Genomic DNA, 9522 nt, shown 5'->3' on the forward strand with positions numbered 1-9522 from the left:
GTGGTGGAAGCCGGACCGGACCGGGATGCCGAGCTCCTTGAGCGGGGAGGGCTGGTGCCGCAACTCCGGCAGCAGCCGGGTGAGGTCGGCCAGCAGCAGGTCGGCGAGGTCCCGGGAGAAGCCGTTGCGGCAGACCACCCGGAGCACCGAGAGGTCCTCCCGGTCCGCCGGGAAGGTGTACGCGGGCACCTGCCAGCCGCGCTCGCGCAGCCGCCGGGAGACGTCGAACACGTCGAAGGGCACGTCCTCGGTGGTGGTGAAGGCGAACACCGGGAGCTGGTCGCCGCGGGTCAGCAGCCGGAAGCAGCCCAGTTTCTCGATCTCCCCGGCCAGGTAGGTCGCGACGTCCCGGCTGGCGCCCTGGACCACCCGGAAGCCCTCCCGGCCGAGCCGCAGGAGGACGTAGTACTGGGCGGCCACCTGCGCGCCGGGCCGGGAGAAGTTGAGCGCGAAGGTCGGCATCTCGCCGCCCAGGTAGTTCACCCGGAAGACCAGCTCCTCGGGCAGCGCCTCCTTGTCCCGCCACAGCGCCCAGCCGACGCCCGGGTAGACCAGCCCGTACTTGTGGCCCGAGGTGTTGATCGAGGCCACCCGGGGCAGCCGGAAGTCCCAGACCAGCTCGGGGTCGAGGAAGGGCGCCACCATGCCGCCGGAGGCGCCGTCCACGTGCACCGGGACGTCCAGGCCGGTGCGCTCCTGGAGGGCGTCCAGGGCCGCGCAGATCTCCGCGATGGGCTCGTACGACCCGTCGAAGGTGGAGCCGAGGACGCCGACCACGCCGATGGTGTTCTCGTCGCACAGCGCGACGGCCTGCTCGGGGCCGAGGTGGAGGCGCTCGCCCTCCATCGGCACGGTGCGCGCCTCGACCTCCCAGAAGTTGCAGAACTTCTCCCAGCACACCTGCACGTTGACGCCCATCACCAGGTTGGGCCGGGCCCCGGCGGCGTAGCGCTCGGCGTTGCGGCGCATCCAGCGGCGCTTGAGCGCCATGCCGGCCAGCATGCAGGCCTCGCTGGAGCCGGTGGTGGAGCAGCCGACGGCGGTGTCCGGGTCGGGGGCGTGCCAGAGGTCGGCGAGGATCGACACGCAGCGGCGCTCCAGTTCGGCGGTCTGCGGGTACTCGTCCTTGTCGATCATGTTCTTGTCGAGGCACTCGGTCATCAGCCGGGTGGCCTGGGCCTCCATCGAGGTGGTGACGAAGGTCGCCAGGTTGAGCTTGGCGCTGCCGTCCAGCATCAGCTCGTCGTGGATCAGCTGGTACGCGGTGTCGGCCGCGACCGGTCCCTCGGCGAGACGGTGTATCGGCGGGGCGAGCTCCATCGCGCCGAGCGGGTCGGTGATGCCCAGCAACGGATTGACGCTCAGCCGGCGGTCGTCGCCGGCCCCCTTGTGCAAGGCCATGGGGTGCTGCCGTCCTTCGCCTCGGTGGTCGTGTCCCGCACCACGCTGCCACCGGGCGCGGGGTGACGCATCTTCAGCGGCGGACTTCGGCCAACACCCCCTCAGGAGGGCTCAGGCCTCCTGGCCCCGGGACGCCGCCTCCGGGTGGATCTGGTCGCGGGCCGCGCGGTACTGCTGACGCACCGCCGAACCGATCGCCAGGTCCTGCTCGTCCTCGGGCTCGACGGTCTCGGCCTCCGGCAGCTCCCACTCCGGGGGCTCCGGGGTCTCGGCCAGTGCCCAGGCGGCCTGCCGGGCGGCGCCGCGGGCGGCGTGCGCGCCCGGCGGGGGCACCACGACCGGGACGCCGAACAGCATCGGGGCGATGTGCCGTACGGCGGGCAGCCGGCCGGCCGCGCCGAGCAGGAACACCCGCTTCACGCCGACGCCCTGGGCGCGCAGTACGTCCAGCGCGTCGGCGATGTTGCACAGCATGCCCTCGACGGCGGCCCGGGCCAGGTGCTGGGGGGCCATCGCCTCGGCCCGCAGGCCGGTCAGGGTGCCGGCCGCGTGCGGCAGCGCGGGGGTGCGTTCGCCGTCCAGGTACGGCAGCAGCACCAGGCCGTACGCGCCGGGGGTGGAGTGCAGTGCGAGGTCGCTCAGCCCGTCCAGGTCCCGGCCGAGCATCGCCGCGGTGGAGCGCAGCACCTGGGCGGCGTTGAGGGTGGCGACCATCGGCAGGTGGCGGCCGCTGGCGTCGGCGAAGGAGGAGACCAGGCCGGAGGCGTCGACCACGGCCTGCTCGTGCACCGCGAAGATCGTCCCGGCGCTGCCGAGCGAGACCACCGCGTCGCCCGGGCCGAGGCCCAGTCCCAGTGCGGCGGCCATGTTGTCGCCGGTGCCGGCCGAGATCAGCAGGCCCTCCGGGGTGTGTCCGGCGGGTTCGGCGGGGGGCAGCACCTCGGGCAGTCTGAGCTCGTGGCCGAGCGCCAGCTCGACCAGGTCCTGCCGGTACTCGCCGGTGATCGGGGACCAGTAGCCGGTGCCGGAGGCGTCGCCCCGGTCGGTGGTGCGGCGCTTGGGGTGGCCGAGCAGCTGCGCGACCAGCCAGTCGTGCGGCAGCAGCACCTCGGCGATCCGGCGGGCGTTGGCGGGCTCGAACTCGGCCAGCCAGCGCAGCTTGGCGATGGTGTACGTCGGGGCGGGCACCGCGCCGATCGCGGCGGTCCAGGCGGCGGGGCCGCCGAGGGCGTCCAGCAGTTTGGCGGCGGCGCCGCTGGAGCGCGGGTCGTTCCAGAGGATCGCGGGCCGTACCAGCACCCCGCCCGCGTCCAGGCCGATCATGCCGTGCTGCTGGGCGCTGACGCCGATCGCCCGGACGCCCTCCAGCAGGCCGCCGGCGGCGGCGTCGCCGAGCGAGTGCAGCCAGACCTGCGGGTCGGCCTCGCCCGCGCGGAGTTCCTGGTCGTCGGGGACGGGGTGCGGCGCCTTGCCGGACCGCAGGACGGCGCCGGTGTCGGCGTCGCACGCGACGATCCGGGTGCGGTTGGTCGAGCTGTCTATCCCCGCGACGATGGCCATGTCGAGATCATGCCTCAGCCCGGCCCGGGACGCGTCCGGGCCGGGTGAGCCGTTGCAGCTTCGGGACCCCTGGTTGGGACCCTCTTTGCCTTAGTGCTTCCGCCCCGTCACGGGCGGAAGGTACCCCAGCCGTCGTCCTCCGCCCGGGGGCGGTTGAAGTACGGCACCCGGTCGGTGAGCGCGTTCGGCAGCCGGTCCCCGACCTTGTCCGCCACGGCGCCCGCCGCCTTCCCGGCCACCGCGCCGGCCTGCTGCCGTGCCCGGTCGGCCGCCCCCTGCACCGTGGGGTTCTGGGCGATCTGCCGGGTGATCTTGGTGATCTGTTCGTAGCGCTGGCGCCCGGCCCGCGAGCCCAGGACGTAGCCGGCCGCGAACCCCACGGCCAACGACAGCTTCCACATGATCGGATCCACCCTCTCCTGCGGCCTTCTGCCGCATTGCCCTACCCGTTGGTCGGGACGGCGAACCGTCCCGAGCCCCCAGCATCCCCGGGCGCCGTCGCGGGCGCGCGCTGGGCACGCCGGGACGGCGGTGCGGGGCGGTCCGCGAAAGCGATTGGCGGACCACCCCCCCGAGTGCGCTAATGTATGTCCCGCAGCGAGCGCCGAGGAGCCCGGTAAACGGGAGCCGAAGCGGAAGCCGATCCCCCATAGCTCAATTGGCAGAGCAGCCGACTGTTAATCGGCAGGTTATTGGTTCGAGTCCAATTGGGGGAGCTCGGGAGAAGGCTCTTCATGAGCCCGTCTCCTGTCCGTGGTACGGAAGTTGGGTACCGCGATCCCGCATAGCTCAATTGGCAGAGCAGCCGACTGTTAATCGGCAGGTTATTGGTTCGAGTCCAATTGCGGGAGCTGCACCGGGTCCGCCCGGTGACTGCTCAGAGCGAGGGCCCCTCGGATGACCGGGGGGCCTTCGTGTTGCCCGCGCCGCTGTCGCGTCCGTCACCCCGCGGGTGTCGCGTCCGTCACCCCGGCGGGGCGGCGGACGCGCGCCGGGTCAGGTGGTGGCCTTCCGGTAGAGGTCGGCGATCCGCTGGTCGAAGGCGACGCTGTACGAGGTGCCCGGGGTCTCCCCGCCCTCCTGGTAGCCGCCGATCACGCCGACCACCGCGCCGTCCCCGGTCACCCACGGGCTGCCGCTGGTGCCGTCGGTGTAGCCGCCGCAGTCGAAGCGCTCCTGGGTGGAGCTCTGCGAGCGGGTCCGGACCGAGCAGGTGATCGGCTCGTCGCTGTCGTTGGGGTAGCCGGTGACCGAGACCGCCAGCCCGAAGCCCTGGCCGGTGCCGATCTGGTTGCCGCCGACGGCGTCCTCGACCTGGCGGCCGTCGACCGGCCGGACCGTGACGAAGGCCACGTCGTAGTCCGGGTCGTCCTCCTCCGCCCAGCGCGGGTGCACGGTGATCGACTGCACCTGCCAAGTCCCGTACGGGGAGTAGCCGTTGCGGTAGCCGGGAGTGAACACCAGGCCGTCCAGCAGGCCGACCCGCTGGTTCTGCACGCAGTGCGCGGCGGTGACCAGCAGGTTGCGCCCGGGGCTGTGCACCACGCTCGCGGTGCAGGCCCGGGGGCCCTGCGCGTTGTGGACGGACAGGGTGCCGATCCGGTCACGGGCCGGCGAGGGCTGGGCGACCTCCGCGGTCGGCGCCTTGTCCTGCCCGCCGCACGCGGTGCCGGAGGCCAGCAGCAGGGCGGTCAGAGCGGCGGTTCCGACCGCGCGCGCGGGCGGCACCGGGCGGGGGGCCATCGGAGCTCCGTCTCGTTCCTCGGGGCGGGCACCGGGGCCGTGCGTTCCGCCGTTCGTGAGGAAGATCTACCAGGCCGCGCCCGGCGGCGCCACCGCCGCTCCGTGGCGGGTGGCGGGCTCAGCCGGTGGCCCGGTCGTAGAGGGCCTGGACCCGGTCGCCGAAGTAGCTGCTGTACGAGGTGTCCGGGCTGTTGCCGCCCTCCTGGTAGCCGCCGATCACGCCGACCACGCTGCCGGTCCTGGTGCTGGGGTCGAAGTCGGTCACCCAGGGGCTGCCGCTGGTGCCGCCGGTGTAGTCGGGGCAGTCGATCCGCAGCTGGGTGGGGCTCTGCTCGGTGGTGGTGTTGGAGCAGGTGATCGGGACGTCGCTGCTGCCGGGGTAGCCGGTGACCCGCACCGGGAGCCGGTAACCGCGGTTGACGCCCAGCCGGTTGGCGCCGAGCACCTGCTGCACCTGCCGTCCGTTCTGCGCCTGGACGACCGCGAAGGCGACGTCCATGTCCGGGTCGGCGTGGTCCTTCCAGCCGTCGTCCACGGTGACGGCCACCAGCGGCCAGACGCCGCTGGGGGTGTCGCCGTTGCGGTAGCCGGGGACGAAGACCAGGTCGCTGCGCTGGCCGATCTTCGGGTCCCAGACGCAGTGGGCGGCGGTGACGACGAGGTTGAGCCCGGCGCTGTCCACGACGCTGGCGGTGCAGAAGTGGTCGCCGTCCGCGTTGCGGGTGAACACCGCGCCGACCAGGCCGTTGAGCACGGTGGGTCTGGCGGTGCGGGTGACCCCGGTGTGCTTGTCGACGGCGCTGCGGAGCCGCTGCCTGTTCCAGCCGTGAGCGTTGGCGGGGGTGGTGGCCGAGGGCGGTGCGGAGGTGACCGTCAGGGTGCCCCCGCCCGGCCTCGCCGAGGTGGTGCAGCCCGCCGTCGCGAGCGCCAGCACCAGCGCCCCGGCGGCCGCCGCCGTCCCACGCGTCGTCATCCGCTCAGGCTGCCCCCTCGGGGCCCCTCGGCGCCAGTCGGGCTGCTCCGCCCGGAGAGGCGCACACCGTCGCGCACCCAGGTGAGCCCCCGGCGCGCACCACGGGTGATCGACCGGCTATGCTGCCCGGAGACGGCCTCGCGGGGCCGTCTGCTGCTGCCGTGCCGACGACCGGTGCGCGGCGAACCGGGGCGGTAGCTCAGCCGGTTAGAGCAGGGGACTCATAATCCCTTGGTCGTGGGTTCGAGTCCCACCCGCCCCACCTCTGCGACGCGTGACGAGTGTCGTACGACCGTCCGCGGGCGGGCTCCCGAGCTGGAGCTTCCGCCGCCCGTGACGACGGAGAGTCTAGGACGCCGCCACCCCCTTCCGGTCTGTGGCGCGCCGGAATTCACCCGCCCGTGGGCATCGGCTCAGGCCTCCCATGACGTCCTCCCGCCTGGCCCGGGAGCCCCTTCCGCACCGTTTCCGTGCAGGTCCCTGGCGTTCCGCGCGAAAAAAGTGATATCACTTTGACAGCTGAACCGAACAGACGAACTTGGGGGACGGTCCCATGACCACACCGCGTTCCGCCGTCGAGGACGGCCCTGCCATCGACCTGCCGGTCCCCGCGACCACCGAGCGGGTCATCACCGGCGCCGCCGGGCTGCCGGTGCTCGGGGGCGCGCTGCTCGGCCTGCTCGCCGGGCTGGCCGGCCTCGTCGGCGGCGGCATCCAGCTGGGCGCCGGGAACGACGGCCCGGGCGTCGCACTGGTGGTCGCCGGACCGCTGGTGATCCTGGTCTCACTGGTGGTGCTGTGCGGGCTGACGGTGGTGTCGCCCGGAGAGGCCAGGGTGGTCCAGCTGCTCGGCCGCTACCGGGGCACCATCCGGACCGCCGGCATGGCGTGGGTGAACCCGTTCACCAGCCGCCGCCGGATCTCCACCAGGATCCGCAACCACGAGACCGAGACCAACAAGGTCAACGACGCCGACGGCAACCCGATCGAGATGGCCGCCGTGGTGGTCTGGCAGGTCGAGGACACCGCGATGGCCGTCTTCGAGGTGGACGACTACACCGACTTCGTCGCCATCCAGACCGAGACCGCGGTGCGGCACATCGCCAGCAGCTACCCGTACGACGCCCACCACGAGGGGCAGCTGTCGCTGCGCGACGGCGCGGAGGAGATCGCCCGCAAGCTCTCCGCCGAGATCGCCGCCCGGGTGGCGTCGGCCGGGGTGCGGGTGATCGAGTCCCGGATCACCAGGCTCGCCTACGCGCCCGAGGTCGCCCAGGTGATGCTCCAGCGCCAGCAGGCCGGGGCCGTGGTGGCCGCCCGTCGACTGATCGTCGAGGGCGCCGTCGGTATGGTCGAGGAGGCGCTGGACCGACTCGCCGAGCGGGATGTGGTGGAGTTGGACGAGGAACGCAAGGCCGCCATGGTGAGCAACCTCCTGGTGGTGCTCTGCGGAGACCGGGGCACCCAGCCCGTCGTGAACACGGGCTCCCTCTACCAGTAAGGCGCGGCGTTGGCGACGGAACGGAAGAAGATCCTGTTGCGACTGGACCCTTCAGTTCACGACGCACTGGCCAGGTGGGCCGGGGACGAACTGCGCAGCACCAACGCCCAGATCGAGTTCCTGCTCCGCCGCGCCCTCACCGACGCCGGCCGGATGCCCGGCGGCGCGGCCCGGCTTCCCCGGCGCGGTCGCCCGCCCAAGGAGAGCCCGGAGAACGGAAGTCCCGACCGGGACTGACCGCGACGGCCGGGCACCCACAGATCTTTCGGAGACCCGAGATGGACCTGCCCGTCAACCTTCCCGAGAAGCTGTACCTGCTCGCCTACGACCCGCGGCGCGGGCGGACCACCCAGCACTCCTCGCTCAACCTGCTGCTCCAGGCGGCGTCGCTGACCGAACTGCTGCGCCGGGGACTGGTGCGCGAGGACGGCCGGACACCCGTCGCCCGGACCCGCGGCCCCGAGGCCTCGGCGGGCCTGGACCCGTACAGCGCCCGGCTGCTGGAGCAGATCCGGGAGAAGCGGCCGCACGGCTGGAGCTGGTGGGTCGGCCACGCCAGGAGCGCCGGGCGGGACCAGCCGATCCGGCGGGTCCGGGACGGCCTGGCGGAGGCCGGCTGGATCGACCTCCGCCCGCACCGGGTGGTCGGGCTGTTCCCGGCCACCCGGGTCACCCTCAAGGACGTCGAGGTGCGCGAGGCGCTGGCGGACTCCGTCGCCGCCTCGCTGAAGAGCCCGCTCAGCCGGGTGGACCCGGCCGACGCGGCGCTCACGGCCCTGGTCGCCGCCGGACGGCTGCGCGTGGCGCTGAGCCCCAAGCACACCAGGGAGTACCGCGGCCGGATCGCGAAGCTGGCCCCGGCGGCCGGCCCCGTCCCGAAGGCCCTCCGGACGGCGCTGGCCTGGCGGATGGCCAACCACGCGGCGGAGGGCGCGGTCATCGGCTGACGGGCCGTCCACGGGGCCCGCACGGAGCCCGGTCGCCGAGGGGGCGGCCGGGCTCCCGTGTCGTACGGCCTAGGCTGGTGGGGTGCTCGAACCCGCTCTGCTGCCGACCCCGCTGGTGGACTGTACCGACGGGGTGTTCGCCCGGGCCGGGGTGGAGTTGCGGCTCAAGCGGGACGACCTGCTGCACCCGGCCGTCCCCGGCAACAAGTGGCGCAAGCTCGCGCCCAACCTGGCCGCCGCCGTCGAGCGGGGCCACCCCCGGCTGCTGACCTTCGGCGGGGCCTACTCGACCCATCTGCGGGCGGTGGCGGCCGCGGCCGGGGCGCTGGGGCTGGAGAGCGTCGGGCTGGTGCGCGGGGAGGAACTGGCCGACCGGCCGCGCAACTGGTCGCTGCGGGCCGCCGAACGGGACGGGATGAGGCTGGAGTTCCTCACCCGGGCCGCCTACCGGGAGGCCACCGGCCGGGTCGCCGGGGAGGACGGCGCGGACGGGCTGCAGCGCCGCTGGGGCCCCTGCCTGGTGCTCCCGGAGGGCGGCTCCAACGCCCTGGCGGTGACCGGCGCGGCCGCGATCCCCGCCGAACTGCCCGACCTGGACGGGCGCGACGTGGTCTGCTGCCCGGTCGGCACCGGCGGCACCCTGGCCGGCATCGCGGCGGGCCTGCCGCCGGGAGCGCGGGCGCTCGGGGTGGCGGTGCTGCGCGGCGGTGAGGGCTACCTGGAGGCGGAGGTCGCCCGGCTGCACCGGGCCGCGTACGGGCGCGAGTTCGACAACTGGCGGATCGACCACGCGCACCACGGCGGCGGCTACGGCCGGGTGCCGGCCGAACTGGCCGCCTTCGCGGGGGAGTTCGAGCGCCGCCACGGCATCCCGGTGGAGCTGCGCTACGTCGCCAAGCTGCTCGCCGCGCTGGCCGACCTGGCCGGGGCGGGTGCCTTTCCGCGTGGCACCCGCCTGACGGCCGTGGTCACCGGCCTGCCGGACCCTGAGTAGGCCCCGGGCCTCGGCTCAGGACCCGAAGGTCAGGTCGGCGCACGGGTCGGTGTCGGCGCCCCGGGTGTTCTCCGCTATGCCGGTCGGGATGCCGCTCGGCAGGGTGCCGGGCGTGCCGGGAGTGCCCGACGGAGCGGCTGCGGAGTTCAGCTGGGTGCCGGTCGGCCGGTAGTCCGGGCCGAGGGTGACGGTGACCGTCTCCGAGCCCGGCTCCTCGACCGTACGGGCTCCGGGGAAGAGCGCCGCCACCTGGTCGGCGACGGCCTTCAGCGCCGGGTCGTACGCGACCTCGGTGCGCTGCTTGCCGGGGCTGTTGGCGCCGAGCACGACGTTCTGGAAGCCGCGCCCCTTGAGCGCCTCGGCGCCGGAGCCGGCCAGGCCGGAGGTGCCGACCCCGTTGACC

At 73.8% G+C, this 9522-nt stretch carries 10 protein-coding genes and 3 tRNA genes; 7 read left to right on the plus strand and 6 right to left on the minus strand.

The genetic code is table 11. The annotated features are described in order from the left end of the window. The 3 genes from J0670_RS20180 to J0670_RS20190 all read right to left on the minus strand — a co-directional run. The coding region (locus J0670_RS20180) for a glutamate decarboxylase (protein ID WP_207813034.1) at positions 1 to 1401 on the minus strand (1401 nt) is incomplete at its 3' end. Positions 1402 to 1512: 111 nt separating this feature from the next. Next, positions 1513 to 2961 (minus strand): FGGY family carbohydrate kinase, encoded by a 1449-nt coding sequence (locus J0670_RS20185; RefSeq protein WP_207813035.1) that lies wholly within the window; start codon positions 2959 to 2961, stop codon positions 1513 to 1515. 107 nt (positions 2962 to 3068) lie between these two features. Then, entirely contained in the window at positions 3069 to 3374 is a 306-nt protein-coding gene (locus tag J0670_RS20190; RefSeq protein ID WP_307806604.1) for a hypothetical protein, read from the minus strand. Between the two features lie 230 nt (positions 3375 to 3604). On the opposite strand from J0670_RS20190, the gene J0670_RS20195 reads away from it, so the two are divergent. Together J0670_RS20195 and J0670_RS20200 are read left to right on the plus strand one after the other, a co-directional pair. Continuing rightward, positions 3605 to 3677 (plus strand) — tRNA-Asn (locus J0670_RS20195). A gap of 62 nt (positions 3678 to 3739) precedes the next feature. Then, positions 3740 to 3812 (plus strand) — tRNA-Asn (locus J0670_RS20200). A 145-nt stretch (positions 3813 to 3957) separates the two neighbouring features. On the opposite strand, the gene J0670_RS20205 is transcribed toward J0670_RS20200, so the two are convergent. Then, positions 3958 to 4704 carry a serine protease gene (locus J0670_RS20205; protein WP_207813036.1) on the minus strand — a complete coding sequence of 249 codons (747 nt, stop codon included), beginning with the start codon at positions 4702 to 4704 and terminating at the stop codon, positions 3958 to 3960. A gap of 118 nt (positions 4705 to 4822) precedes the next feature. Beyond that, on the minus strand, positions 4823 to 5677 hold the full coding sequence (locus tag J0670_RS20210) for a serine protease (RefSeq protein WP_207813037.1): 855 nt from the start codon (positions 5675 to 5677) through the stop codon (positions 4823 to 4825). A gap of 188 nt (positions 5678 to 5865) precedes the next feature. On the opposite strand from J0670_RS20210, the gene J0670_RS20215 reads away from it, so the two are divergent. The 5 genes from J0670_RS20215 to J0670_RS20235 all read left to right on the plus strand — a co-directional run bounded on the left by J0670_RS20215 (position 5866) and on the right by J0670_RS20235 (position 9119). Continuing rightward, a tRNA-Ile gene (locus J0670_RS20215) sits at positions 5866 to 5939 on the plus strand. A gap of 291 nt (positions 5940 to 6230) precedes the next feature. Beyond that, positions 6231 to 7178, plus strand: a complete 948-nt coding sequence (locus J0670_RS20220; protein ID WP_207813038.1) for an SPFH domain-containing protein — start codon at positions 6231 to 6233, stop codon at positions 7176 to 7178. A 9-nt stretch (positions 7179 to 7187) separates the two neighbouring features. Then, positions 7188 to 7415, plus strand: coding sequence for a hypothetical protein (locus tag J0670_RS20225; protein ID WP_207813039.1), 228 nt, complete (start codon positions 7188 to 7190; stop codon positions 7413 to 7415). A 41-nt stretch (positions 7416 to 7456) separates the two neighbouring features. Then, positions 7457 to 8125 carry a GPP34 family phosphoprotein gene (locus tag J0670_RS20230; RefSeq protein WP_207813040.1) on the plus strand — a complete coding sequence of 223 codons (669 nt, stop codon included), beginning with the start codon at positions 7457 to 7459 and terminating at the stop codon, positions 8123 to 8125. A gap of 82 nt (positions 8126 to 8207) precedes the next feature. Further along, on the plus strand, positions 8208 to 9119 hold the full coding sequence (locus J0670_RS20235) for a 1-aminocyclopropane-1-carboxylate deaminase/D-cysteine desulfhydrase (RefSeq protein ID WP_207813041.1): 912 nt from the start codon (positions 8208 to 8210) through the stop codon (positions 9117 to 9119). Between the two features lie 15 nt (positions 9120 to 9134). Here J0670_RS20235 and J0670_RS20240 read toward each other — a convergent pair. Then, a partial coding sequence (locus tag J0670_RS20240; protein ID WP_207813042.1) for a LytR C-terminal domain-containing protein occupies positions 9135 to 9522 on the minus strand: 388 nt, incomplete at its 5' end.

It is taken from the genome of Streptomyces sp. FH025 (genome assembly GCF_017427025.1).
In the GTDB taxonomy this organism is placed as follows: domain Bacteria; phylum Actinomycetota; class Actinomycetes; order Streptomycetales; family Streptomycetaceae; genus Kitasatospora.